Annotated in this window: 23 protein-coding genes; 8 read left to right on the top strand and 15 right to left on the bottom strand. The window is 56.6% G+C overall.

Annotated features, from left to right (window positions below; all coding sequences use genetic code 11):
- Positions 1 to 93 precede the first annotated feature (93 nt).
- From ilvA to FZ041_RS10030, 7 genes are all read left to right on the top strand, one after another.
- Positions 94 to 1344, top strand: a complete 1251-nt coding sequence (gene ilvA / locus FZ041_RS10060) for a threonine ammonia-lyase (protein ID WP_075445252.1) — start codon at positions 94 to 96, stop codon at positions 1342 to 1344.
- Between the two features lie 192 nt (positions 1345 to 1536).
- Positions 1537 to 3072, top strand: coding sequence for an L-lactate permease (locus FZ041_RS10055; RefSeq protein ID WP_149189458.1), 1536 nt, complete (start codon positions 1537 to 1539; stop codon positions 3070 to 3072).
- Between the two features lie 100 nt (positions 3073 to 3172).
- Positions 3173 to 4087, top strand: a complete 915-nt coding sequence (gene murQ / locus FZ041_RS10050; RefSeq protein ID WP_149189457.1) for an N-acetylmuramic acid 6-phosphate etherase — start codon at positions 3173 to 3175, stop codon at positions 4085 to 4087.
- A complete protein-coding gene (locus FZ041_RS10045; RefSeq protein WP_149189456.1) occupies positions 4084 to 5457 on the top strand; it encodes a PTS transporter subunit EIIC in 1374 nt (457 codons plus the stop codon). The genes murQ and FZ041_RS10045 overlap by 4 nt, the downstream gene beginning before the upstream one ends.
- 45 nt (positions 5458 to 5502) lie before the next feature.
- Positions 5503 to 6585 carry a DUF871 domain-containing protein gene (locus FZ041_RS10040; RefSeq protein ID WP_075445260.1) on the top strand — a complete coding sequence of 361 codons (1083 nt, stop codon included), beginning with the start codon at positions 5503 to 5505 and terminating at the stop codon, positions 6583 to 6585.
- 46 nt (positions 6586 to 6631) lie between these two features.
- Positions 6632 to 7003: an ArsR/SmtB family transcription factor gene (locus FZ041_RS10035; RefSeq protein ID WP_082336299.1), complete on the top strand. Its 372-nt coding sequence runs from the start codon at positions 6632 to 6634 to the stop codon at positions 7001 to 7003.
- A gap of 42 nt (positions 7004 to 7045) precedes the next feature.
- Positions 7046 to 7801, top strand: coding sequence for a C40 family peptidase (locus FZ041_RS10030; RefSeq protein ID WP_075445262.1), 756 nt, complete (start codon positions 7046 to 7048; stop codon positions 7799 to 7801).
- A 5-nt stretch (positions 7802 to 7806) separates the two neighbouring features.
- Here the strand turns inward: FZ041_RS10030 and FZ041_RS10025 are convergent, their stop codons facing one another.
- The 15 genes from FZ041_RS10025 to FZ041_RS09955 all read right to left on the bottom strand — a co-directional run bounded on the left by FZ041_RS10025 (position 7807) and on the right by FZ041_RS09955 (position 24152).
- Positions 7807 to 8220, bottom strand: a complete 414-nt coding sequence (locus FZ041_RS10025; RefSeq protein ID WP_075445264.1) for a hypothetical protein — start codon at positions 8218 to 8220, stop codon at positions 7807 to 7809.
- Between the two features lie 114 nt (positions 8221 to 8334).
- A complete protein-coding gene (gene hemL / locus FZ041_RS10020; protein WP_075445265.1) occupies positions 8335 to 9654 on the bottom strand; it encodes a glutamate-1-semialdehyde 2,1-aminomutase in 1320 nt (439 codons plus the stop codon).
- A gap of 3 nt (positions 9655 to 9657) precedes the next feature.
- The gene (hemB, locus tag FZ041_RS10015) at positions 9658 to 10638 is read right to left on the bottom strand and encodes a porphobilinogen synthase (protein WP_149189455.1); all 981 of its coding nucleotides are present in this window, start codon (positions 10636 to 10638) and stop codon (positions 9658 to 9660) included.
- Positions 10639 to 10659: 21 nt separating this feature from the next.
- Positions 10660 to 12174: a uroporphyrinogen-III C-methyltransferase gene (cobA, locus tag FZ041_RS10010; RefSeq protein WP_149189454.1), complete on the bottom strand. Its 1515-nt coding sequence runs from the start codon at positions 12172 to 12174 to the stop codon at positions 10660 to 10662.
- Between the two features lie 23 nt (positions 12175 to 12197).
- Positions 12198 to 13145 (bottom strand): hydroxymethylbilane synthase, encoded by a 948-nt coding sequence (gene hemC, locus FZ041_RS10005; protein ID WP_149189453.1) that lies wholly within the window; start codon positions 13143 to 13145, stop codon positions 12198 to 12200.
- On the bottom strand, positions 13105 to 14424 hold the full coding sequence (hemA, locus tag FZ041_RS10000) for a glutamyl-tRNA reductase (protein ID WP_149189452.1): 1320 nt from the start codon (positions 14422 to 14424) through the stop codon (positions 13105 to 13107). The genes hemC and hemA overlap by 41 nt, the downstream gene beginning before the upstream one ends.
- The gene (locus FZ041_RS09995) at positions 14393 to 15040 is read right to left on the bottom strand and encodes a precorrin-2 dehydrogenase/sirohydrochlorin ferrochelatase family protein (RefSeq protein WP_149189451.1); all 648 of its coding nucleotides are present in this window, start codon (positions 15038 to 15040) and stop codon (positions 14393 to 14395) included. The genes hemA and FZ041_RS09995 overlap by 32 nt, the downstream gene beginning before the upstream one ends.
- Positions 15041 to 15182: 142 nt before the next feature.
- Entirely contained in the window at positions 15183 to 15854 is a 672-nt protein-coding gene (locus tag FZ041_RS09990; protein ID WP_075445277.1) for a response regulator, read from the bottom strand.
- A 12-nt stretch (positions 15855 to 15866) separates the two neighbouring features.
- Positions 15867 to 17228: a type II secretion system protein GspD gene (locus tag FZ041_RS09985; RefSeq protein ID WP_149189450.1), complete on the bottom strand. Its 1362-nt coding sequence runs from the start codon at positions 17226 to 17228 to the stop codon at positions 15867 to 15869.
- A gap of 7 nt (positions 17229 to 17235) precedes the next feature.
- The gene (locus FZ041_RS09980) at positions 17236 to 17766 is read right to left on the bottom strand and encodes a hypothetical protein (protein ID WP_149189449.1); all 531 of its coding nucleotides are present in this window, start codon (positions 17764 to 17766) and stop codon (positions 17236 to 17238) included.
- A 163-nt stretch (positions 17767 to 17929) separates the two neighbouring features.
- Positions 17930 to 19390: a hypothetical protein gene (locus FZ041_RS09975; RefSeq protein ID WP_075445283.1), complete on the bottom strand. Its 1461-nt coding sequence runs from the start codon at positions 19388 to 19390 to the stop codon at positions 17930 to 17932.
- A 251-nt stretch (positions 19391 to 19641) separates the two neighbouring features.
- Entirely contained in the window at positions 19642 to 20241 is a 600-nt protein-coding gene (locus FZ041_RS09970) for a phosphohexomutase domain-containing protein (protein ID WP_082336300.1), read from the bottom strand.
- A 27-nt stretch (positions 20242 to 20268) separates the two neighbouring features.
- The gene (locus FZ041_RS09965) at positions 20269 to 21951 is read right to left on the bottom strand and encodes a phospho-sugar mutase (protein WP_149189448.1); all 1683 of its coding nucleotides are present in this window, start codon (positions 21949 to 21951) and stop codon (positions 20269 to 20271) included.
- 102 nt (positions 21952 to 22053) lie between these two features.
- Positions 22054 to 23397: an MATE family efflux transporter gene (locus FZ041_RS09960; protein WP_075445289.1), complete on the bottom strand. Its 1344-nt coding sequence runs from the start codon at positions 23395 to 23397 to the stop codon at positions 22054 to 22056.
- Positions 23394 to 24152, bottom strand: coding sequence for a YdcF family protein (locus tag FZ041_RS09955; protein ID WP_075445291.1), 759 nt, complete (start codon positions 24150 to 24152; stop codon positions 23394 to 23396). The genes FZ041_RS09960 and FZ041_RS09955 overlap by 4 nt, the downstream gene beginning before the upstream one ends.
- A gap of 146 nt (positions 24153 to 24298) precedes the next feature.
- On the opposite strand from FZ041_RS09955, the gene FZ041_RS09950 reads away from it, so the two are divergent.
- Entirely contained in the window at positions 24299 to 24643 is a 345-nt protein-coding gene (locus FZ041_RS09950) for a cupin domain-containing protein (protein ID WP_075445293.1), read from the top strand.
- Positions 24644 to 24702 lie beyond the last annotated feature (59 nt).

Raw genomic sequence — 24702 nt, 5'->3', positions numbered from 1 at the left:
CGGCTATTTTAACTTTATATCTCCTTTATAGTGTAAAGTAAATCTTATTTTCTAGTATATTTGTGTATACATTCTTTTAAGGAGGCATCATCCATGTCGAAAACCGCCGCTGCATCACCATCCAACCAGGAAATCGTCGCATCGACCACCATTGCCGGTGTCTATCAAGCCGCCCGGCAGCTCGAGGGCGTGGTCAAGAAAACGCCGCTGATTCCCAGTGACTTTTTCTCGGAACAATCCGGCAACCAGGTTTTCCTGAAACCGGAAAACCTCCAGCATACTGGTGCCTTCAAACTGCGCGGTGCCTATAACAAGATCAGCCAGCTCAGCGAAGAGGAACGTGCCAAGGGCGTGATCACTGCCTCGGCTGGCAATCATGCCCAGGGTGTCGCCTTCGCCGCCCAGAAGCTCGGTGTCAAGGCAGTCATCTGCATGCCGGCCACGACACCGATCCTCAAAGTCGAGGGTACCAAGGCCCTCGGTGCCGAGGTGGTGCTGCATGGCGATGGCTTCGACGATGCCTATGCTTACAGCCTCGAGCTCCAGAAGCAGCATGGCTACGTCTATATCCATCCGTTCAACGATCTGCAGGTACTGCTCGGCCAGGGCACGACGGCCCTCGAAATCATCGATGCCTGCAAGGATATCGATGCCATCCTCGTGCCGATCGGCGGTGGCGGTTTTGCCTCAGGCGTGGCTTTGGCAACGAAACTCGTCAATCCCGGCATCAAGGTCATTGGTGTCGAGCCAGCCAATGCGGCCTGCATGAAAAAGGCCCTGAAGAAGAACAAGATCGTGACACTGTCCAGTGCCGACACCGTAGCCGATGGCTGCGCGGTCAAAACCGCCGGCACCCTGACCTTTGAGTTCTGCCGAAAATACCTCGACGATATCATCACCGTCTCGGAGATGGAAATCATGGGCGCCCTGCTGTCCCTCATCGAAAAGCACAAGCTGATTGCCGAAGGCGCCGGCGTCCTCTCGCTGGCCGCCCTGCCCAAACTGCCCTTCAAGGGCAAGAAAGTCGCGGCCATCGTCAGCGGCGGCAACATCGACATCTCGATGATCTCCGCATTGATTGAAAAGGCACTGATCGCCCGCAGCCGCGTCTTCTGCTTCGCCGTCCTGCTGCCGGACAAACCTGGCCAACTCCTCAACGTGTCGCGCATCCTGTCCGAAGAGAACGCCAACGTCATCGAGCTCAACCATAATCAAGCCAAGGTCACCGACAGCTTCAAGAAGGTCGTGCTTGAAGTCACCGTAGAGACCCACAACGAAGAACACGTCCAGCGCATCATCCACGCACTGGCTCAGAATGGCTACGAAGTCGAGCGCCTTTATTGAATATCCGCCCATTCTTTGGACCCGGTTCCTGCCGGGTTCTTTTGTTGTCGTCGTAATTCTATTCATAGTTTTCTGAAAATAGAACCTTTACGCTATCGCATTGACTTTTTTAGTACCTGCTTATATAATGAAGTATCTTATTTATTTTCATCATTTTTTCACAATGAGCTGTAAAGAAAGGAATGAACTCATTTGGTTCTACTCGCACTGTCCCCAATCCTTTGGCTGGTCGTTGCGCTGAGCATCCTTCATATGCCCGGTCACAAGGCCTGCTCTCTGGCACTCGTCATCTCTGTGGTGGTCGGCATGGCTCTCTACGATATGACTGCTTTGCACGCATTCCAGGCCTTCCTTGAAGGTGTGGCTCTGGCTTGCTGGCCAATCCTTCTGGTCATCATCGCCGCAATCTTCACCTACAACCTTTCCCTGCACACCAAGGGTATGGATGTCATCAAGAAGATGCTTACCTCGGTCAGCAATGACCGTCGTGTGCTCATCCTCCTGATTGGTTGGGGCTTTGGCGGCTTCCTGGAGGGTATGGCCGGCTTCGGTACGGCTATCGCGATTCCGGCCGGCATGCTTGCCGGCATCGGCATCAATCCGATCATGGCGGCTTCGGTCTGCCTGATCGCCAACTCTGTGCCGACTGCCTACGGTTCCATCGGCATCCCGCTTGTCACTCTCGGCAGTGTCACGGGTAGCGATGCCACGACGCTGGCCACCTACACCTGCCTGCAGCTCGCACCGCTCACGCTGCTCTGCCCGCTGCTCATGACGCTGGTAGCCAGCGGTGGTTCCCTCAAAGGACTCAAGGGCATGGTGATCATGTGCGTCGCAGCCGCTGCCGGCTTCCTCGTACCAGAGTTTATCGTTGCTTCCACCATGGGCCCGGAACTCGCTGTTGTCGCTGGTGCTATCGGTGCCATGGCCGCCATCGTTGGCTGCGCCAAGGCTTTCCCGGTAAACGATCCCGAGTTTGCCATGCCTGCTCATGAAGACGAGGAGCCTGTCACGGCTGCTGCCGGTATCAAAGCTTGGCTGCCGTTCATCCTCATCTTTGTCTTCCTGCTGGCAACGTCGAAACTCATCCCGGCAATCCACGATCCGCTGAACCTCATCAAGTCGTCGGTTCTCATCTATACAGGTGAAGGCGGCGCACCGTATACGTTCACCTGGGTTGCTACGCCGGGTGTGCTGATCCTGCTGGCTGCCTTTATCGGCGGCAATGTCCAGGGTGCTGGCTTCGGTGAGATGCTCGGCGTCCTCAAGCGCACGATCGGCAATCTGCGCTTCACGATCCTTACGATCATCACGGTCATCGCTACGGCTAAAGTCATGGGCTATGCCGGCATGACCCACGAGATTGCTGAGACGGCTGTTGCTGCAACGGGTACGGCTTATCCGTGCATCGCTGCTTTCATCGGCTCGATCGGTACCTTCATCACGGGCTCGGCTACGTCGAGCTGCGTCCTGTTTGGCAAGCTGCAGACCGACTCGGCTATGGCCATCGGTGCAAGCCCGGCTGTCCAGTCCTGGATTGCCGCGGCTAACGCTACGGGCGCTTGCGCGGGCAAGATGGTATCGCCGCAGAGCATCGCGATTGCTGTTGCTTCCATCGGCGTTACCGGTGTCGACGGCCAGCTGCTGAAATTCGCAGTCAAATATTATCTGCCCTTTGTCATTGTCATGGGCCTTATCGTTTACTTTGGCCAGGCGTTCGTCGGCTGATTCCATAGAGAAACAAAACCTTCCTCGCAAGCGAGGAAGGTTTTTTCGCATGTCGTGTGGTATACTAAACACATATACCCGAAAAGGAGCAGCAAGCAGAATGATTCAGCTAAACCAACTCACAACCGAGCGGCGCAATCCGCAGACCGCTCATATCGACGAGCTCGATACGCTCGCTATGGTGACACTCATCAATAACGAGGATCAGACAGTACCGCTCGCTGTCAGGGATGTACTGCCGCAGATCGCCGCCGCCATCGACCTGATTGCGGACAGACTCCGCTGCGGCCACCGTCTCATCTACATCGGCGCTGGCACCTCTGGCCGTCTCGGCATCCTCGACGCAGTCGAATGCCCGCCGACCTATGGCACCAGCCCCGATCTCGTGCAAGGACTGATAGCCGGCGGACTGCCAGCTATCTTCAAGGCCCAGGAGGGCGCAGAGGACAATCCTGAACTCGCCCGTCAGGACCTGGAGGACATCGGCCTGCAAAGAGGCGATGTGCTTGTCGGCATTGCGGCCTCAGGCCGTACCCCCTACGTCATCGGCGGTCTCACCTATGCCCGCGAGCTCGGCGCTGCCACCATCGCCCTGTCGTGCAGTGCCGTTTCAACGATTGCAGAGCTTGCCGATATCGCCATCACTCCCGTCACCGGCCCCGAAGCCATCACGGGCAGCACGCGCATGAAGGCCGGCACTGCCCAGAAACTCGTGCTCAATATGCTCTCCACAGGCACGATGATCAAACTCGGCAAAGTTTACGGCAATCTGATGGTCGACGTCAAAACCTCCAACCTCAAGCTCGAGGAACGCGCCCGCCGCATCGTCATGGAAGCCGCAGACTGCACCCGCGAGGACGCCATAGCCGCGCTTGACGCAGCCAATGGCAACGCCAAGCTGGCTATCCTGCTCCAGCTTACCGGCTGCACACCAGCCGAAGGAACTTCCCTGCTTGCCAAAGCACAGGGAAAACTCAGCCTTGCCCTACAACAAAAGGAGGAGAATACACCATGAAATACGAACGCATCGCGCAAGAAATTTATGCGGTAACCGGCCCAGCCGCCAACATCACCTCCATCAGCCATTGTATGACCCGCCTGCGCCTGTATCTTGCGCAACGCCCCGCAGATATGGAAGCCCGTCTGAAAAAGATTGAAGGCATCCTCGGTGTGAACGATACCGGCGATGAGCTGCAGATTATCCTCGGCCCTGGCACAACGGATAGCGTCACCGATTGCTTTTCCCATATCGTGACAAAAGAATCTGCCGCCGCAAAAGCTGTTTCCTCTGCGTCCAGGCCACAGATTGGCGATGGCCAGGCGCTCCATGCGCAGATCCGGGCAAAAAATGCTACACCATTCAAGTTATTCCTTAAACGCCTTGCCAGCATTTTCCTGCCATTGATACCGGCATTCATCGCCTGCGGCCTGACTACGGGACTTTTAGGCACCGCCGCCAAGTTCGATCCCACCATTACGAGCACTGCCTGGTTCCAGCTTGGTGCCGTCGCTGGCAATGTCGTATTCTGGAGCATGAATCTTTTCATCGGCTACAACACCGCCAAGGAATTCGGCGGCTCGCCGATCCTCGGCGGCATCCTAGGCGGACTCATCAGCCATCCGGGACTGGCAGCCATCACGCTGGGAGACACCCAGCTCGTTCCAGGACGCGGCGGTGTCATCTCGGTGCTGCTCGTCGCCGCACTCGGTGCCTGGATCGAAAAGCGATTGCAGCGCCTGATCCCTGATATGTTCAGTCTCTTCCTGGTGCCCCTGCTGACCTTCCTGATTGCCGGGCCGATTGCCATCTGCCTGCTGCAGCCGCTCGGCGGCTTCATCGCCAGCAGTATCGGCAGTGCTGCCACCACGGCCGTCCAGAGCGGCGGTGCTATCACAGGCTTTGTACTCGGCGGTCTTTGGCTGCCCATCGTCATGCTCGGCATCCATCAGGCATTTACCCCGATCCATGTCGAACTGCTATCCCAATATGGCATGACCATCCTGCTGCCGATCCTGGCCATGGCAGGTGCTGGTCAGGTAGGCGCCAGCTTTGCCGTCTTCTGCAAGACGAAGAATCCCCATCTCAAGAAAACCGTCGCCTCAGCGTTGCCGGTCGGCATCATGGGCATCGGTGAGCCGCTGATCTATGGTGTCACCCTGCCGCTGGGCAAGCCATTCCTCGCTGCCTGCATCGGTGGTGCCTTCGGCGGTGCCGTCCAGGCAGCCTTCGTGGTCGGTGCTTCGGCACTCGGCATCTCGGGGCTGCCGCTGGCCGCCACGACCAACCATGTACTCATCTATCTGGCAGGCGTACTCACGGCCTACGTGACCGGCTTCATCGCCGCCTGGCTGCTCGGTTTCGATGACCCTGCCAACGAAGCGTGATTCCCGCTTCCGGCACGACTATAAAATGATAAAGAAGGTAATATTATGGAAAATGGTATTTCCATCTATCCAGGCCTTGACAACACCCCCGAGGAAAATCTGGCGCTGATTGAAAAGGCCGCCGCCTGCGGTTTCCGCCGGCTCTTTACCTCCCTGCATATCCCTGAAACAAATACCGCCGCCCTCAAGCGCGAGCTCTCAGAGCTCCTGAAAGCCGCCCGCCAGCATGATATGGAGGTCATCTCCGACATCTCGCCGGCAACCATGGAACTGCTCGGCATCAAGGAGTTCAGCCCGCAAGCCTTCCGCATGCTCGGCATCACTACGCTGCGCCTCGATTACGGCTTCGGGCTTGAGGAGATTGTCCGGCTGTCACGCAACAAGCAGGGCATCCGCATCCAGCTCAACGCCTCGACAATCACAGGCAAGCTGCTGAGTGCCCTCGTCGAGATGGACGCCAACTTCCATCAGATCGACGCGCTGCATAATTTCTACCCGCGGCGCGGCACGGGCATCAGCGAGGAATTCCTCGTGCGCAAGACGATGATGCTGCACAAGCTCGGCATCCGCACCGGTGCCTTCGTACCCAGCCAGCATCGCCGCCGCGGCCCGCTGCACGATGGCCTGCCGACCATGGAGGAGCATCGCGACGAACCCAGCGAGCTGGCCGCCCGCCATCTCATCGCCCTCGGCATCGACTCAGTGTTTCTGGCTGACAGCCTGCCCGCTGATGAAGAGCTGGCCGCCATCGGCAGCCTGGCTGGCGACCAGGTCACACTGCGTGCAAAGCTCCTGACCCATGATCCCATCCAGCGCGAACTGCTCACGCATACCTTCACGGCCCGTGCCGATGAAGCCCGTGACTGCATCCGGGCCGAGGAAAGCCGTGCGCTGCTGAAGAAGCAGCACGGCATCATCGCACCGGAAAACACGCTTGTGCGGCCTGTCGGTGCCATCACCATCGATAACCAGGGCTACCAGCGCTACATGGGCGAACTGCAGATCATCCGCCATCCCCAGACTGCCGACACGCGGGTCAACGTCCCGGCCATGGTGGAGGAAAGCGAAGTCAACCTGCTCCAGTACATCACGCCAGGCCGAAAATTTTCATTCCGATTCGATACATAAACTGCTATAATAATTATGATTATATGCACGACTTAGGGAGGATTCCATGGAAGAATTGACAGCTAACGATGACCTCTGCGAGATTCATCATACCCATCCAGACAAGTTAGAACACTGCGCCGTCCACAAACTCGACGACGCTACGAGTCAGGAACTCGCAGATATTTTCAAGATCCTTGGCGACAAGACCCGCATCAAGCTGCTCTCCCTGCTGGCCTCCGAAACCGAGCTCTGTGTCTGTGATATTGCCGAATCGTTGCAGATGGGCCAGTCTGCGATCTCACACCAGCTGCGCGTACTGCGCGCAGCCCGGCTGGTGAAGTTCCGCAAGGTCGGCAAGGAAGCCTTCTACTCCCTCGATGACGACCATGTCGTCAAGCTCATGAGCCAGGGCCTCGACCATGTGCGCGAGACCTGACGGCCAATAGCCGCTATCCTCTTGGCAGAAAGGACGGTTCCGATGAAGAAATCCCGGTTGCTCCGCGCCGGCATCCTGACTGGCGTATCGCTTATGTTCCTGACTGGCGCTGCCTTTGCATCGCCCACACTTCATGCCGGCTCACACGGTCATGACGTATTGCTGCTGCAGAAAAAGCTCAAGACCATCGGCTACACCATCAGCTCCGTTGACGGCGTCTATGGCAATGAAACCGAACGCGCTGTTGCCGAATTCCAGCGCGACCAGAAGATCCGCGTGACCGGTATCGTCAACAATGCCACCTGGCGGGCGCTCCAAAAGGCCAAGCAACGCGAATGGGGAGCGAATGTGCCGCCGCCAGCGGCGCCTTCGCTCCCCAACCAAAAGCTTCCTCTTGCTCCGAACAATAAACCGATCCTTGCCCCGGGCAAGGTCAAGGACATCATCAAGACAGCCAAGTCCTATATCGGTGTGCCCTACAAATTCGGCGGCACAACCCCCAAGGCCTTTGACTGCTCCGGCTACCTGCAATACGTCTTTGCCCAGAACGGCATCGCCATACCGCGTACAGCCGATGAGCAGTACAAGCTCGGACGCCGCACCACCAGCAGCCGCCAGCTTGTGCCCGGCGATCTCGTCTTCTTCACGACCTATGAACCCGGAGCCTCGCACTGCGGCATCTACCTGGGTGATGGAGACTTCATCCACGCCAGCTCCAGCAAAGGCGTCCGCATCGACAGCCTGTCCAGTGACTATTGGCAGCCGCGATACTACGGCGGCAAGCATATCGTGAAATAAGGCCGTCAGAGCATCTCTTCGAGGATGTTCCGGCGCGGCACGAATTTGACCTTGGCCTGTCCGATAAGCTCCGTGCCATCGGGGGCCTTGGGAATCGGCTTTGACTCGTCGATCACCGGCCGGAGTTTCGGCATCAGGCGATAGCAGCTCTCCAGATGACCGTTCTCATAAACGGAGATCCGGATGCTGCCATCGGGCAGGATGCGTTTCACAGTCTCGGAAAACTCGCGCTGAACCTTGAGTTGCTTGATCTCTTCGCGCCGTTCTTCCATTGCCTCCAGCGTCTTTTCCAAGCTGCCTTTGCGCTGGGCCAGCAGACTGGAGAACAACTGCTGGAAATCTGCTGCTTTTGCTGTTGTCGTCTGCCTGCTGCCTGTTTCCCCGGCAAGCAGGCCAAAACCATCGATCTTTACCGCCATAAGCTATCCTCCTGTACGGATCTGACATCTCTACAGGTATTATCGGCGAAAATGGGAAAAACTTAAAAATCCCTGCAGACTTCTGATCGTCTGCAGGGATTTTTGCGTCTGTATTTATTTTCTGCTGTCAGCCACAGCCTGGAAGGCAATCTCTGCAGCAGCGATTGTACGGTCAATGTCCGCATCGCTGTGCGCGCCACTCATGAAGAGCGTCTCGAACTGCGACGGCGCCAGATAGATGCCCTGCTCGAGCATCGCCTTGAACCAGACTTTGAACGCCTGCTGATCCGACGCACAGGAATCCTCATAGTCAAAGACATCGTGATCATTGAAGAAGATACCGAACATCGAACCGGCCTGATGTGCCTGGATCGTAACGCCAGCTGCCTTGGCTTTTTCCTGCCACCCCAGCAGGAGCTTCTTCGTCTTGAGCGTGAGCTCACGGCTGTAATCAGCCTTGCCATCCTCCGGCTCCGCCGTAAGAATCTTGAGCGTCTCAAGACCTGCCGTCATCGCCAGCGGGTTGCCCGAGAGCGTACCCGCTTGATAGACAGGGCCAGCCGGCGAGACCTTCTGCATGATGTCCCGGCGGCCGCCATAGGCAGCAACCGGCAGGCCACCGCCGATAATCTTGCCGAGGCAGGTAAGGTCTGGCGTGATGCCATAAGCTGCCTGAGCCCCGCCCAGGGATGCACGGAACCCGCACATGACCTCATCGAAGATCAGCAGAGCGCCATGCTTTTCCGTCAGATTGCGCAGCGTGCGCAGGTAGCCCTGCTTCGGCGGCACGCAGCCCATGTTGCCTGCCACCGGCTCCACGATGACAGCTGCGACCTCATCGCCGATTTCCTCCATAACCTTCGTGATGGCTTCCGCATCGTTATACGGCACCGAAATCGTATCCTGTGCCGTGCCCTTCGTAACCCCTGGCGAGCTCGGCACACCGAACGTTGCCATGCCCGAACCGGCATTGACGAGCAGGCTGTCGCTATGGCCATGATAGCAGCCGATGAATTTGACGATCTTATCTCGGCCCGTATAGCCGCGGGCAAGACGCAGCGCACTCATCGTCGCCTCAGTGCCGGAATTTACCATACGGATGACTTCAATCGACGGATAGACCTGCATGACGAGCTTGGCCAGCTCCGACTCGATGCAGGTCGGCGCACCATAGCTCGTGCCGCGTGTGGCGGCCTCCTGCAGGGCCTTGACGACCTGCGGATGCGCATGGCCGACGACCATCGGCCCCCAGGAACCCACATAATCGATGTATTCGTTGCCATCGATATCATAGATCTTATCGCCCTCAGCCCGGGCGATGAATGGCGGATTGCAGTCCACACTGGCATACGAGCGGACCGGACTATTGACGCCCCCCGGCATGAGGTTCTTGGCCTCAGCAAAGGCAGCAGCAGATTTTTCAAGATTCAACATGGCTTACACCTCTTCTTTGAGCCATTTCGCAGCATCCATGGCATGATACGTGATGATGATATCGGCCCCGGCGCGTTTCATGCTCAGGAGCGTCTCCAGCACGATGCGCTTCTCATCGATCCAGCCATTGGCAGCGGCCGCCTTGACCATCGCATATTCGCCGCTGACATTGTAGACAGCCACCGGATGATGGATATGGTCGCGTACCTGGCGCACGACATCGAGATAAGCCAGCGCTGGCTTCACCATGATGATGTCCGCCCCCTCGGCTACATCGAGATCGACTTCCTTGATGGCTTCATGGGCATTGGCCGGGTCCATCTGATACTGGCGGCGGTCACCAAAGCAGGGAGCGCTGTCCGCAGCATCGCGGAACGGGCCATAATAGCCTGAAGCGTATTTGACCGCATAGCTCATGATGGATACATTGGTATAGCCAGCTTCATCAAGTGCCTCGCGGATGGCTGCCACACGGCCATCCATCATGTCCGACGGCGCAATGATGTCCACGCCGGCCTTTGCCTGCGACACCGCTACTTTCTGCAACAGCTTGAGCGTCTTGTCATTGTCCACGTAGTGGTCTTCCAGATGGCCACAATGACCATGCGACGTATACTGGCACAGGCAGACATCGCCGATGACCATGAGTTCCGGCACAGCCTCCTTGATGGCCTTGATGGCGCGCTGTACGGGGCTCGTCATATCCCAGGCACTCGAGCCGTCTTCGTCCTTGTACTCTGGCAGGCCGAATACCTCGACGGCGGGAATGCCGAGCCGCCAGCATTCCTGGGCAGTCTTCACGGCATTGTCGACCGACAGATGATAGCAGTCCGGCATGCTCGGGATCTCTTCTTTGATGTTTTCGCCAGGAACTACAAACAACGGATAGACAAAGTCCTTGGCCGAAAGGCTCGTCTCACGGACCATAGCGCGCATAGCAGGCGAGATGCGCATGCGGCGCGGGCGAAGTTTCTGAGTATACATAAAGTCCATCTCCTATGAAAATCACATGTTTTCTTTGATTGCTTCCACAAGGCCATCAATCGTGTATTCTTTCGCCACGATGTCTGGCTCGATGCCATTGCTCTTAGCCGTGTCAGCCGTGACCGGGCCGATGGCGGCCGTCTTCACCCCAGCCAGTGCGGCTGCCGCGCCCACAATCTGGATGAGATTCGTCACTGTCGAAGAGCTCGTGAAGGTTACAAGGTCGATCTCGCCGCTTGCGAGCTGGGCCTTGAGTGCCTCCCCGTCCACGGCAGCAGCCACGGTCTGATATGCCGGGACAACATCTACCACCGCACCCTGCTCACGGAGCTTCTCGGGCAGGATCTCCCGAGCCTCCTGGGCCCGCGGCAGCAAGATCTTCGCATGGGGCGGCAGTTTCCCCTGGAGCGCTTCCAAAACACCCTCGGCGCGGAATTCCTGCGGCACGACATCAGCCAGTATGCCATAGGCCTTGAGCTTTTCAGCCGTAGCGCTGCCAATAGCCGCCACCTTCGCATATCCCATTGCCCGCGCGTCCTTGCCAGCTGCAAACAAACGGGCAAAGAAATGCTCCACACCATTGACGCTCGTGAAGATCAGCCATTGATAATCGCTGAGATTGCCGATGGCAGCATCAAGCGCTGCATAATCATCGGCGGGATCTTCGATGCGGATAGCCGGTGTCTCGATAACCTTGGCCCCCAGCTGTTCAAGACGCGCCGTCAGCTTCGAAGCCTGGCTGCGCGCCCGCGTGACAAGCACTGTCTTACCAAACAGCGGATGCGTCTTCGGTTCATCAAACCACTGCAGTTTTTCGCGCAGGTTGACAACATCACCAACAATAAAGATTGCTGGCGGCTTGAGACCAGCTTTCGCTACATCCTCTGCTGCCGTGCCAACCGTCGTCATGAGCACGCGCTGCTCAGGCTTCGTACCCCAGCGGATAACAGCCGCCGGCGTATCAGCCGGACGGCCATTTTCGATGAGTTTAGCCGTGATATGCGGCAGATTCGCTACGCCCATGAGGAAGACGAGCGTGTCGACACCAGTCGCCAGATGCTCCCAGTGCATATTGCTCTTTCCCTTGGTCGGATCTTCATGGCCCGTGACCACGGCAAACGAAGTCGCCACCGCCCGATGCGTGACCGGAATCCCTGCATAAGCCGGTACCGAAATCGCCGACGTGATGCCTGGCACGATTTCAAACGGCAGGCCATTTTCCTGCAGCAGCAATCCTTCCTCACCGCCACGGCCAAAGACAAACGGATCGCCGCCCTTGAGACGCACGACGCATTTTCCCTCCTTGGCCTTATCGACCAGCAGCTGATTGATATCCTCCTGCTTCATCGTATGATTGCTCGATGCCTTGCCGACGTAAATATACTCAGCATCATCGGGCGCCCACTGAAGAATGCGGTCATCGGCCAGGCGATCATAGACGACAACATCTGCCTGCTTGAGACAGTCCACCGCCTTGAGGCTGATCAGACGATAATCTCCGGGGCCAGCTCCCACCAAATAAACCATTCCTGCCATATATCTATCTCTCCCTTGTTCCTTTATTGATTGCGATCAAGCAGCAGCCCGAGTTCATGCATGATCTCAAGGCCGCCCTTTGCCAGCAGCATGTCAGCCAGCTGGCGGCCGAGAGACTCGGCATCAGCAGCCTGCCCTGTGATCTTGTCGCGGTAAAGCTTGCTGCCATCGAGCGAGGCAATGACGGCCTCGACCTGCAGCTGCCCCGCCTCAGCCGGGGTTGCATAAACGCCGACAGGCACCTGGCAGCCGCCCTCGACGCGGCCGAGAAAAGCCCGCTCAGCTGTCGCGCACCGCACAGTCTCGTCATCATTGAGGAAATCGATAAGCGCACGGATCTCGGCATCATCGGCCCGCGTCTCGATGGCCAGCGCCCCCTGTCCTACGGCCGGCAGGACGATGCTCTTCGGCAGCACATCCGTGATGCGCTCGCCGAATCCCAGGCGCTTCAGCCCCGCCACGGCCAGGATGATGGCATCAAAATCCTCATCCGCAAGCTTCTGCAAGCGTGTGTTGACATTGCCGCGCAGATCGCAGATATTGAGATCGGGGCGCACATGCAGCAGCTGTGCCTTGCGGCGCAGGCTCGACGTACCGACCTTCGCACCGAGTGGCAGAGCGTCAAAGCGCTGGTATTCCGGGCTGACTACCGCATCACCGGGATCGAAGCGCTTGGTGATGGCCGAAATCACCAAGCCATCGGGAACCTCTGTCGGCATATCCTTGAGGCTATGCACAGCCAGGTCGATGCCCCCGGTCAGCATGTCTGTTTCCAACTCCTTGGTAAAGAGGCCCTTGCCGCCGATCTTGGCCAACGGCGCATCGAGTATCTTGTCTCCCTTGGTCGTCATGAGCTTCAGCTCAACGGTCAGTGCCGGGTATTTCTCCTCCAGGCGGCTCTTGACGTATTCCGCCTGCCAAAGCGCGAGCTTACTGCTCCGCGTACCGATAATGATGGTGTCTTTCTTCACGGGTAGCTGTCTCTCCTATCGTATCAAGTTTGAATAGCGAACGCATCGCATCGATATAGAACTCCTCCTGCGGCGTTCCCGCCGAAGCATTGAGTTTCATCATCGGCATGCGCAGGATCTTGCGCACAATCATACGGGTCATGTGCTCGATCTGACGCTGCTCCTCCGATGTGAGATCCGGCAGCTTCGAGCTCGCCCGCTTGATCTCCCGCTGCCGGATGCGCTCGCAGCGCTCCGAAAGCAAGGCCATCAGCGGCCGGAACGAAAGGTACTGGAACTTGTCCTCGATGGAAAGGACTTCCTCTTCGATGATGTCCTTGGCCTGCTCAGCTTCCTCACGGCGCTCCTGGATATGCTCGTCGACGACTTCCTCCAGTGCATCAATGTTGTAAAGCGTGACGCCCTTGATGTCTCCGACATCTGGGTCGACATCGCGCGGAACGGCGATATCGATGAGGAACAGATGGCGTCCACGGCGCTTCGTCATGAGCTGGCGCGTCTCCCAGGGCTTGATGACGTAATGCGGCGCTCCCGTCGAAGTCACAATGACATCGACATCCACGGCCTGCTTCATGGCCTCTTCAAACGGGATGGCCTCGCCATCGAACCTTTCAGCCAGCTGCTCGGCACGGTCGAAATGACGATTGGTCACATATATCTTCTTGACCCCATGTGCCACCAGATGCTGTGCCGTGAGCTCAGCCATCTTGCCCGCTCCGAAGATGAGTGCATTCGAGCCTTCAAGACCATCGAGCTCCTTGCGCGCAAGCTCGACAGCCGCATAGCTTATCGAAACCGAATTATACTGGATGCGGGTTTCCGTGCGCACGCGCTTGCCCGTGGCAATCGCGCGATGGAACAGGGTATTCAGCACCGTACTCGTCGTGCCAGCCTCACGTCCCAAAGCATAGGCCTCCTTGACCTGGGAGAGTATCTGACCCTCTCCCAACACCAGTGAATCCAGACTGGATGCTACGCGGAACAGATGGCGGATGCAATCCTCATGTGCATAATGGTAGAGATACTCATCGATGTTTTCCTCGTTGCCCGTAAGGTCGAACAAGAACTGCTTCAGCGTCGGCAGGTCCTGCCGCACATCATCTACCACCGCATACATCTCGCTGCGGTTGCAAGTCGATAACACAACTGCCTCGAGCAGGCCTTCATATTCATTAAGATTCGCCAGGCCATTGCGCACCGCCTGCTTAGGAATCGAAAACCGCTCGCGCACATCTACGGGCGCTGTCTTATGGTTTAATCCCAGCATCAGTAATTCCATGTCTTATCTCATCCTCCGCCTGGCGAAGCTCGCCAGCTCTCACTAAATCTATAATCTGTTGGTTGAGCACCTGCCGCCATAACTGCTGATGGGTATCACTGCCACCAGGCACTTGCTTGATTTCAGCCCGCAGCTTTGCCAGCCAGTCCATGAACGCTGTAAAGCTTTCAGGATATTCCTGCTCCAGCCGCTCACGCAGGAGCCGGGAAAACGCCGGGCTGCCGCCGCCTGTCGACACAGTCAGCAGCAGATCGCCACGCTGCACGCGCGATGGCACTTGAAAATCCGTGATCTCAGGCTGCGCAGCAGCATTGACCAGCGCCCCCAGCGACCGCGCTTCTGCGGCGGCCTGCCGATTGACTGCTGGCACATCTGCCGTGCAGAAAACCAATAAGGGGCACAGCTCCTGCAGGCTGCCAGGACGGTACTCTTCCTGCCGCCAGCAAAGCAGCCGCTGCTCAGCCAGCTGCCTGAGGCCTGCGGTCGCCTCCGGAGCGATGACCGTCACACGCGCACCAGCCGCCAGCAATCCCTGCGCCTTGCGCTCCGCCACACGGCCACCGCCTATGATGGCACAGACCTTGGCGGACAGTTCCAGATTCAATGGATAAAGCATCTGCCGTCCCTGCTTTCCTGAATGAATATCAATTACGAATTTGATTCATTTTTAATACACTTCTATTATTATACTCCATCTCTGCGCAAAAAAAAAGGAGATACCCGACCGGATATCTTCCTTCATTCGCACGTATTTCTTATCAATCCAACGATATGATCTTGTTCTTGAGCACATAAACCAGCGCCTGCGTGCGGTCATTGACCTTGAGCTTGTGGAAAATGCTCGTCAGATGATTCTTAACCGTCTTCTCGCTGAGGCCCAAGGCCTTGCCGATATCCTGATTCGAAAAGCCCTTGGCAATGCACTCAAGCACATCCATCTCGCGAGCCGTCAGACGTTCCCCACGGCTCTCGTCGAGCATTTCGCGCGCCTTTGTCTCCACATCGTCCGACAGCGACAAGCTGCCGAACAAGCGCTCAGCCAGTTTCGGATAGACGAAGGCATTGCCCTCATTGACCACATGGATGGCCTTGACGAGCACCGAGGGCTCGACATCCTTGAGCAGATAGCCCAGCGCACCGTTCTTGAGCAGCTCCAACACATAGTTGTCGCTGTCATGGATTGTCAGTGCAATGATCTTCGTCGGACAATCTGCCTGTTTGAGCTGGCGTGCGACTTCGAGCCCGCTGAGCCCCGGCATGTTAAGATCCAGCAGCAGTACATCCGGCTGGAGCATCAGCGTCCGCGCCAATGTTTCCTGCCCATCCTCTGCTTCGCCGATGACCTCCAAATCATCCTCGAAATTCAATACACGCTTGATGCCTTGTCGCAGAAGCGCATGGTCATCTGCAATCAAAATCTTAATCGCCATAACTGTTCTCCTTTACGTTTCCGGTTGACCTGTATCCCTTATCCCACCAGAATCTCCTAATATATGCGCCGTCAGGAAGATCATGATTTCTGACTCCGTACGGCTATGTTTCAGATTGCGAAAAAATTGTCCTAAGATAGGAATGTCCCCCAGGATTGGGATCTTGCTGAGCGAATGCGATTCCTCGCTGCCAATGAGACCACCAATCACCATCGTCTCGCCATCCCGCAGACGCACATGGGTATCTGCGCTGCGCTTCTGGAAACGATACGCCTTGATGTCATTGACAAACAACGGCGTGCTGACCTCTGTGTGGACTTCCGCCGTGATCTGGCGGTCCTCATTCACCCGTGGCGTGCAGCGCAGGATAATCCCCGCCTGCCGATAGGTCATCGTCGTTGTCGTCGCCGCATCCGTAACCGATTGCGTCGGCACAGGGACTTCGCCGCCGATATTGATGACGGCCTCGTGCCCCTGCAGCGTCGTTATATTCGGACGCGCCAGGATCTTAGCCTTGCCATCTGTGAGCAGTGCATTGAGTTTGGCTGCAAAATAGAATTCAAAGGGCTGCCCCTCAGGGCCATGTCCAAACTGGATGATTCCCGGCACTTGCTCCTTGCCATCCCATTGCCGCCGGACTTCCGTCTCTACGCGCTCATTATCCTTCCCCACATGATACCAGCGCTTATGCGACTCCGGATACTGCGGCAGCTTCGACCACTGCCACTCTATGCCCAATTCCTTGGAGGCATTGCGCGATAGAGCTACGACCTTGGCTTCCAAGGACACCTGCTCAGCGGGTACGTCCAACTCCTGCAGCAAAGCTTCCAGTGCCTGTGCCTCTGTGGCCGTACTATAGAAGACTACATCGCCTGTCGTTTCATTGACCAGCGCCAGTTTCTCCTCCTGTCCCGCAACATCCGCTTTAGACTCTTTTTTCTTACCGTTATCAGTATTTAGATTCAACGCCGAATCCTTTTTTCCTGCCGCTTGCAGTGACAAATTTACAACTTGCGCCAAATCGTGCGGATTGGCGTACTTCGCCCTGTAAACATGCATACTGCGCAGGCTGGCTGCCCGCGCAGCAGTCGTCACCAGATACTCGTTGCCCTCCCGGACAACCAGCAGCCCCTTGGCTGCGGCCACCAGCTGCAGGACGCGTTCCGGCTCATCTGTGAGCGATAGCGTCACAGCTCCCGTCACCGCATCATCGAGCACCAGGTTGAAGTTTCCCATGCGCGCAGCCGACAACAGTACGGCGCGCACATCACCATCAACCACCTGTACCTGCATCGGTTCAGCCTTTGCGCCTGACAGCAGCAGGCTGAAGATCATCCCTTGCACCAGCAAACATTTCTGCCACAGTTTCATCATCGTTTCCTCATCTCAGAGCCGGCAGGGACAAAACCAGACGTTTTTCCCGCCCGCCCTTCTGCATCACAACACTATCCTGGTCAATCGCCACCACACGCCATGCCTGACAGGTCTCGCCAACAGCCACAGCCACAGTTGTTCCCTGTATCCGCAGCAGCGCCAGGCAGCGGCTTTCCGTCTGCATGACACCGCATAACTCGGGTTCCGCCAGCCCCCCTGGCTCAGATGGCGCTGCTGCTGGCGGCGGCGATAGCGACGTTTCAGCGGGCAGCGGCTGCCCAGCAGGTACCACAACCGCCTTTCCCTGCTCAGCCGCAGTCTCATGTGCCAGCGTGAAGGGATTGCGCACTTCACTGCCGGCCTGTGCCAGCGCCAAGCCCTGCACTGGCCTGTGGCCAGTCTCTGGCTCACTTGCCGTCTCAGGAGCCGTCTCCACGGGAATCTCCTCCGGCTCGCCCGCATACAGGATCCCTGCCCCAGCCACCAAGGACGTCACCAGCAATACCATCAGTCTCTGCTTGTCATTCTGTAGGTCCATAAGCGATTCCACCTCTTTTGTCCGCGCATAATGGACTTTCCTTTTTTTATTATAGCCAAGCAGAATCTTGTTGTATAGTGTTTTTGCTTATTTATATCACAACGATAACGAAAAAGAAGAACTTCCTCCATGGAGGAAGTTCTTCCCGAATCCGTTACAGGAATTATTTCTGGTTCTTCGCCTTGCACTCTGCGAGTTTCGGTCCCATGATGCGTTTGTAGGACTCAACACCCGGCTGGTCGAACGCATCGACATCAGCCAGCTCACCCTCATAAGCAACCGACATAGCCAGCATGTAGAGGAGCTCGCCGAGATGATAAGCATCGAGCTTCGGCAGCGTGAAGCAAGCATTGTAGCGCTTGTTGGAAGCCAACGCATCCGCATTGGACTGACGTGCCACCTCAAGCGCCTGTCCCATCGTCACGCCGGAAATGTCCGCGAGCTTCTGAGCCTCAGGGAATACATTCGGAATCTCAAGGTCATTCTCCCAGTTTTCGAGGCGGATGAACTGGACAACCTTATCGAGCTTGCCTTCCTGATGCTGCTGCGTCTGGGAATGCATGTCCGTCGTACCGACAGCAACGAGCGGCGTACGGCCATAGCATACTTCCTTGCCCTCTTTATTGTACTGCTTGCCGAGGGACTCAGCCAGCAGCTGGATGTACCACTCCGAAACGGATTTGAGGTAATCACCATACGGCATCATGACCTCAATGTCACGGCCATGTTTCTCAGCAGCAGCGAACTTCAATGCCGCATTGAGCATAGCCGGGTTCTGCCAGATATCGTCGTTCTGGCAAGCCTTGTCCATATCCTTGGCACCGTCGAGGAATGCCTGGATGTCAAAGCCGATGCAGGCAGCCAGCGTCAGGCCGACCTCGCAGAAGATCGAGAAGCGCCCGCCGACACCGTCTGGTACAGCATACTGCGGCCAGCCTTTTTCGATAGCCAGCTTCTTCAGCAGCGTCTGTTTCTCCATGTTCGGATCCGTTACCGCTACGACCTCGACATCGATGCCCTCAAACTTCTGCAGGGCATCATAGATGACCATGAAGTTCGACATCGTATCGAGCGTGCCGCCGGATTTCGAGATGACGAGCAGCAGTACCTTGAGATTGCGTTTCTCATGGCTCTGCGTGATGGCAGCCGAGCTCTTCAGATAGTGGATGATATCGCCCGTGCGGCGCGGATCGATGTTCTGGCCGCTGAATACGACTTTCGGGAAACCGTTGCGCTCCTCTTTGGACATCGCATTCCAGAACTCGCCGCAATGGACATCAAAGAGAACCTTGTCACCAAGATAAGAGCCGCCGATACCCAGCGAAACCACAACATCCACATTGTCCTTGACATGGTCTGTGAGCTCCTGCAGGTGCTTCATCGAACTCGGGCTGTTCAGATGGCCCTCTTCGATATACGGCAGCTGGCTGAACAGAACTTTCTCCGGCTCACCATCCTTTGACAGATGCGCACGGATGAAGCCCGTCTCACGCATAACCTTCATTGCCTCATGGGCTTTCTTCAGATCTTCCTCGTAGCTCTTGAGATCTGCCTCGGTGACTTTGCCTTCACCATACAGGTTATCGTAGTCAAAAGTAAAGCCGGATTTCAGTTTCAAACTCATGCTCGTCAACACTCCTCTTTGTGCCCCATTTCCGGTGCAAATCGTTGCAACCAAGCAAAATGCAGGCGTTAAAATCACTTATTGTTCCATACGTGATTATTATAACGAACCAGTTTCTCTTAGTCAATATCGAATCAAGACGGTTTCGGTTCTCTTGAAACAATATTCCAAAATCAGGAACACCGGGCCTGCCACATAAAAATGCCATCGCCCAGTTCCCTGGACGGTGGCATCCTTCATCATTTTTCGTTTCAACAGCGTGCTGCCTTGAGCCGCTCTGCAATATCCTGCCAGGAAAATGCCTCCGCAGCCAAAAGCTCCGATAGCTTCTTCCCCTGGGAACGCGCGAGCAGTTCAAGCACCAGCAGCCAGACCAGCATACCGCGCTCGCCGCACTCCCCAGGAATGCAACGGCCAGTTTCATCAAACAAGCAGCAGCGCCCCAGGTCGAGATCCCAAAGGACGCCCATATCCGCCTCCTGCTCGCGTACAGCTGCAGCCGTAGCCGCCCGCATACCATCATCGGCTGAATCTGGCACGCCGTAGGGGAAACTGCGGTCAAACACGTTGTTGACCTTCACGATATCAAACGGCAGCTTCTTTTCCAGTGCATTGATGATCGGTCCAGCCGGGCCATTGACCGTATTGGCCACGACCTTGTAGGGCTTGAGCTTGTCCCCATCGACATACGCGAGCAGTCCGTCCACATATGCCTGCATGACATCGACGTCAACCACCTCAGCCGTTCCATCGTTGTCGGCATCAAAATCGCTGGCGGCAATCTTCTTCTCAAGCTCTCTGAGGTCATATACCTCCTGAACCAAACGAACCTCTTTACTGACTGAATCCATCAAATACACCTCTGTTTAATCCTATTGTCATGCCAGCAGCGGCTTCACAGCCTCTGCCAATTGTTCTTTCACCTGCTTGGCCTCAGCAAGATCCTTGCCCAGCGTCGTGAAGTACGTCTTGATCTTCGGTTCCGTACCGGAGGGACGGACTACGACAGTCGAGCCATCATCGAGCGTATAGGTCAGCACATTGGCCTTCGGCAGGCCAGTTTTCTCCGGCTCCGCATAGTCGATGCACGCTGCCACCTTGCGGCCCGCAAACTCCGTCGGCGGATTCTTGCGCAGCTCCGCCATGATGCCCTTCATCTTGTCCATACCCGAAAGCCCCGGGAAGGAGAAGGAATCTACAGCATTGTAGTACCGGCCATACTGCTGGTAGATCTCCTCCAGACGCTGCTTGATAGACGAGCCGATAGAACGGTAGTAAGCTGCCATCTCGCAGATGAGCATCGACGATACGACCGCATCCTTATCGCGGACATATGGGCCGGCCAGATACCCGTAACTTTCCTCAAAGCCGAAGATGAAGCGGTCTTCTTCGCCCTTGGCCTCAAGGCCGGCAATCTGATCGCCGATCCACTTGAAGCCTGTGAGCACATGGCGCAGATCGACGCCATAATGCTCAGCGACCTTGTCAGCCAGCGGCGTCGAAACAATAGACATTGCCGCTACCGGTTTCTCCGGCATCGTGCCCTTCTCCTTGCGGCCCTGGCAAATATAGTCAAGCAGCAGCACACCCATCTCGTTGCCAGATACGAGCTCATAGGAGCCATCCGCACATTTCATGGCAATGCCGACGCGGTCTGCATCCGGGTCAGTGGCGAGCATCAGATCAGCCTGCTCAGCCTTGGCCAGCTCAAGGCCCTTCGCAAGAGCCTCGAAGATCTCCGGATTCGGATAGCTGCAAGTCGTGAAGTAACCATTCGGATATTCCTGCTCCGGCACGATGGTGATATCCGTGATGCCTATATCCTTGAGCACGCGCGTGACCGGCACCAGTCCCGTACCGTTGAGCGGCGAGTAGACCAGCTTGAGTCCAGCCGTCTTGGCAAGGCCTGGGCGGACCTGACGCGCCTCGATTGCTTCGTAGAAAGCCTGTTTGCAGTCATCGCCGACGAACTGGATCAGGCCCTTCTCGACACCAGCAGCAAAGCTGATGTATTTCGCTCCAGTCAGTACATCGGTCTTCTGGATCGAGTCGTAGACGACTGCCACCGCATCATCCGTCATCTGGCAGCCATCGGGCCCATATGCCTTGTAGCCATTGTACTTGGCCGGATTATGCGATGCCGTCACCATGATGCCGGCATTGCACTTGTAGTAGCGCGTAGCGAAGCTCAGTGCCGGTACTGGCATGAGCTCATCGTAAAGGCGTACCTTGATGCCGTTGGCCGCCAATACGCTGGCTGCCTCGCGCGCAAAGTTCCACCCCTTGAGACGGCTGTCATAGCTGATAGCTACCGTCTGCGTACCGCCCTGCGTCTTGACCCAGTCAGCAACGCCCTGGGTAGCCTGGCGCACAACCCAGATGTTCATGCGGTTCGTGCCAGCTCCCAATACGCCGCGCAAGCCAGCCGTACCGAATTCCAATGCAACCGCAAAGCGATCCTTGATGGCCTCCTCGTCATCGCGGATATCGTCCAATTCCTTATTCAGGTCAAAATCCAGAAGATCTGCTGCGGCCCAACGTTTGTACTCATCTTGATACATAATTAATCCATCCCTTTCATGAATCGGTTGATCTGGCATTATGAATACATTAACCCATCCATTTACTTCGACACCCAGCCGCAAATCCCTGCTAAACAAGGATTAACCGAGATTATATTTTTTCTTGAAGCTCCGACTCGTCCAATAAAACGCGATGGCCAGCGGAACACACGAACCAATCCAGGCCATCGGATTGGCCAGGCAGGCCCCGAGATATCCCAGGGACGCACAGAGAAAGATCGCTGCCGCTGTGCGCATGACCAGCTCCATGATGCCAGCGATCGTCGGCACCACACTCTGCCCTAAGCCCTGCAGCGTATAGCGGAAAATGAACAGCAGCGACAAGATCCAATAGCACGAGCCATTGACCATCAGATACTGCTGCCCATAGTCGATGACCTGCTGCTGCCCCTCGCCCACGAACAGATACATGATATCAGGGCCAAAGATGATGAGCAGCACACCAGCCAGGATGCTGAAGGATACCGACATATAGCAGCACTTGCGCACGCCCTCAGCGATGCGCTCGTATTTCTGCGCGCCATAGTTCTGTGCCGTATAAGCCGCCATGGCCAGGCCAAACGACATCATCGGCATCATGGCCACCGAATCGACCTTCTGCGAAGCAGCGTAGGCAGCCACAGCAGTCGGGCCGAGATTGTTGAGCGCCACCTGCAGGACGATGGCACCAATGGCGATGATTGATGACTGGAAGCCCATCGGCAGTCCGATCTTCAGATGTTCGCGCAGGATATGCCAGGATACATGCCAGTCCTCACGCTGCGTATGCAGCGCGGGGACACGGCGGCGGATGTAGAGATAGCAGACAGCATTGCCGATGAACTGCGCCACCACCGTCGCCAGAGCTGCTCCCGGGATGCCCCATTCGAGCACCAGGATAGCGACCGGCTCTAAGATGATGTTGATGATGAGCGCCAAGGCCAGGATGACCGTCGGCATCCGGCTGTCGCCGAGCGCGCGCAGGATATTCGTCTGCATCTGCAGGAACACGAACATCACGATGCCGCCATAGACGATGCTGATGAACGATACGGCACCGTCCATGATCTCTGCCGGCGTCTGCATCCAGACCAGCAGCTGGCGGCAAAGCGAGACACCGGCCACCGTCAGGACCAGCGAAGCGGCCAATGACAGGATCGTGCAGGCCGCCGCACTCTGGCGCACGCCCTTCGCGTCCTTGGCACCATACCGCTGCCCCGTGTAGATCGTGATGCCTGTCGAAAAACCGATGACAAAGCCCAGCATCAAGAACATCAGGCTGCCCGTACAGCCGACAGCCGCCAGTGCCTCGACGCCCAGGAAGCGGCCGACAATCAGCGTGTCGACAAACGCGTAGAGCTGCTGGAAGATATTGCCAGCAATCAGCGGTAGCGTGAAGAAGAATATGAGTTTAGCCGGATTTCCCTCCGTGAGATTTTTTGTCATTCCAGATACCTCGTCACCGCAGCCCGCAATACCTCCTGCAGCACAATCACATTATCCCGCAATGCACCTGCCTGCGGGCTCAGCTTGTTATAGTGGAACACATGGCGAAGATTCGTCTGGTAATCCGCAGGATATGGTGTCACCGTCATATCCTGCTTGGCGAAGGCCAGCACCGAACGGTTCATATGGAAGGCCGATGTCACCAGGATCGGATGTGTAAGGCCATGCTCCCGCAGGATGGCTGCCGAGAATTTCGCATTCTGCGTCGTATTGATGCTCTTCGTCTCCACCAGGATCTTATCCTCAGGGACGCCGAGCGAAATCAGGATACGGCGCGCGATCTTCGCCTCGGGGCCAGAATCCTCATAAACCTGGCCGCCCGAAAGCAGGATTGGCACATCGAGCTTGCGCTGCAGGCGCACCGCCGTCAGCAGCCGGCTCGAAGGATTTGCACAGAGCGTCCCCATGCCATCCACATCCGGTACATCAGAGAAGGCACCACCGCCCAGCATGACGACAACATCTCCCTGCGGGTCTGCTGGCGGGGTATACGCCCCTTCCAGCCAGCCCATAGCCCGCTCAGACACCAGGCTCGTACAGAGCAGATAAAAGACCAGCGTGATGCCAGCCAGCACCGCCGCCAGCCGCCGCTCCCCTTTCCAGCGCCAGATATAGACAGCCAGCGCCCATAGTGCCAGGATAAAGATTCCCGGCGGCAATATCCAGCTCGCACCAAACTTCAACAAATAGACCATTTCGCACCTCCGGCTCCAACACACAAAAGAAAAAGCGCAAATCCCTGGCCATTGCCGGAATCCCCGCATTTATTTCAGCATCAATAAGTTGTATAATGTCATTGTAGCAAATAAATTTGAAAAAGAAAAGAAGGAGAGTTTCAATCATGGCCTTTATCGAACCAACCCCAATCCAGGCAACCAACAAAGCCGATGGCAACGGCACCATCACCATCGTCAAGCTGCTGACGCCAGCAGAGCTCGATGGCAAATGCGACATGTACGCGAAAGTCATCATCCCGCCACTTTGCTCCATCGGTGTCCACGAGCATCACGGCAACACCGAGACCTATCATATCCTGCAGGGCACAGCCCTCTACAACGACAATGGCAAGGAAGTCACTCTCGGCGCAGGAGCCACGACCTTCTGCCCAGATGGCGAGAAGCACGGCATCGCCAATGCTTCGAAGACCGAAGACCTCGTATTCATGGCACTCATCATCAAAAAATAAGTGGCTGGCCGCTACACGGCAAAAATCCGTTGACGAAAATGCGTCAACGGATTTTTTGT

It is taken from the genome of Pseudoselenomonas caprae (assembly GCF_008271345.1).
Classification (GTDB): domain Bacteria; phylum Bacillota; class Negativicutes; order Selenomonadales; family Selenomonadaceae; genus Selenomonas_A; species Selenomonas_A caprae.
Note: the sequence above shows the minus strand (reverse complement) of the source record. Positions and strands in the feature narration are given on the sequence as shown.

Excerpts from the sequence above, each read along its gene's own strand:
- FZ041_RS09970 (WP_082336300.1), bottom strand. The coding sequence starts at position 20,241 with ATGGATTCAGTCAGTAAAGAGGTTCGTTTGGTTCAGGAGGTATATGAC.
- FZ041_RS09995 (WP_149189451.1), bottom strand. The coding sequence starts at position 15,040 with ATGCTTTATCCATTGAATCTGGAACTGTCCGCCAAGGTCTGTGCCATC.
- cobA (WP_149189454.1), bottom strand. The coding sequence starts at position 12,174 with ATGGCAGGAATGGTTTATTTGGTGGGAGCTGGCCCCGGAGATTATCGT.
- FZ041_RS09975 (WP_075445283.1), bottom strand. The coding sequence starts at position 19,390 with ATGAGTTTGAAACTGAAATCCGGCTTTACTTTTGACTACGATAACCTG.
- FZ041_RS09980 (WP_149189449.1), bottom strand. The coding sequence starts at position 17,766 with ATGGACCTACAGAATGACAAGCAGAGACTGATGGTATTGCTGGTGACG.
- FZ041_RS10040 (WP_075445260.1), top strand. The coding sequence starts at position 5,503 with ATGGAAAATGGTATTTCCATCTATCCAGGCCTTGACAACACCCCCGAG.
- ilvA (WP_075445252.1), top strand. The coding sequence starts at position 94 with ATGTCGAAAACCGCCGCTGCATCACCATCCAACCAGGAAATCGTCGCA.
- hemL (WP_075445265.1), bottom strand. The coding sequence starts at position 9,654 with ATGTTGAATCTTGAAAAATCTGCTGCTGCCTTTGCTGAGGCCAAGAAC.
- FZ041_RS09950 (WP_075445293.1), top strand. The coding sequence starts at position 24,299 with ATGGCCTTTATCGAACCAACCCCAATCCAGGCAACCAACAAAGCCGAT.
- FZ041_RS09990 (WP_075445277.1), bottom strand. The coding sequence starts at position 15,854 with ATGGCGATTAAGATTTTGATTGCAGATGACCATGCGCTTCTGCGACAA.
- FZ041_RS10030 (WP_075445262.1), top strand. The coding sequence starts at position 7,046 with ATGAAGAAATCCCGGTTGCTCCGCGCCGGCATCCTGACTGGCGTATCG.
- FZ041_RS09960 (WP_075445289.1), bottom strand. The coding sequence starts at position 23,397 with ATGACAAAAAATCTCACGGAGGGAAATCCGGCTAAACTCATATTCTTC.
- FZ041_RS10035 (WP_082336299.1), top strand. The coding sequence starts at position 6,632 with ATGGAAGAATTGACAGCTAACGATGACCTCTGCGAGATTCATCATACC.
- hemA (WP_149189452.1), bottom strand. The coding sequence starts at position 14,424 with ATGGAATTACTGATGCTGGGATTAAACCATAAGACAGCGCCCGTAGAT.
- hemB (WP_149189455.1), bottom strand. The coding sequence starts at position 10,638 with ATGTATACTCAGAAACTTCGCCCGCGCCGCATGCGCATCTCGCCTGCT.
- FZ041_RS10045 (WP_149189456.1), top strand. The coding sequence starts at position 4,084 with ATGAAATACGAACGCATCGCGCAAGAAATTTATGCGGTAACCGGCCCA.
- FZ041_RS09955 (WP_075445291.1), bottom strand. The coding sequence starts at position 24,152 with ATGGTCTATTTGTTGAAGTTTGGTGCGAGCTGGATATTGCCGCCGGGA.
- murQ (WP_149189457.1), top strand. The coding sequence starts at position 3,173 with ATGATTCAGCTAAACCAACTCACAACCGAGCGGCGCAATCCGCAGACC.
- FZ041_RS10025 (WP_075445264.1), bottom strand. The coding sequence starts at position 8,220 with ATGGCGGTAAAGATCGATGGTTTTGGCCTGCTTGCCGGGGAAACAGGC.
- FZ041_RS09985 (WP_149189450.1), bottom strand. The coding sequence starts at position 17,228 with ATGATGAAACTGTGGCAGAAATGTTTGCTGGTGCAAGGGATGATCTTC.
- FZ041_RS09965 (WP_149189448.1), bottom strand. The coding sequence starts at position 21,951 with ATGTATCAAGATGAGTACAAACGTTGGGCCGCAGCAGATCTTCTGGAT.